Annotated in this window: 1 pseudogene; it reads right to left on the minus strand. The window is 32.6% G+C overall.

From position 1 onward, the window contains the following. Window positions 1-165 (minus strand): annotated as a pseudogene (locus ACFINS_RS10805) (hypothetical protein); the annotation flags it as partial. Between the last annotated feature and the right edge of the window lie 157 nt (window positions 166-322).

Below are 322 nucleotides of genomic sequence, written 5' to 3' on the forward strand. Positions count from 1 at the left end.
TTCTTTTTTATCCTGAAGGTTTTCAAAAAAAGTACGCCACTGTTAATCCACACTGGTGGGATCTTTTTCATAATCGGCATAAAGTTGATCTATATAATCGGCATTTCCACCATACAGAAACGACGTTTGCGCAAAAAGACTATTTATTTCGTCTTGCCTTGCCATCTATCTCTCCGGAAAATCTATTCCGTCTCCTTACATTCTTTTGCAATCTTTAAATGCTTATAAAGCAAATGAGGGTTAGAAAATATTAAAAAGTTCTACCTTTTTTATATTCAAGACTTCATCTGAAAATATCTGCTTATTCAAATAAAGTTTTCTT

This window comes from Bartonella sp. AA2SXKL (assembly GCF_042197205.1).
Lineage (GTDB): Bacteria > Pseudomonadota > Alphaproteobacteria > Rhizobiales > Rhizobiaceae > Bartonella.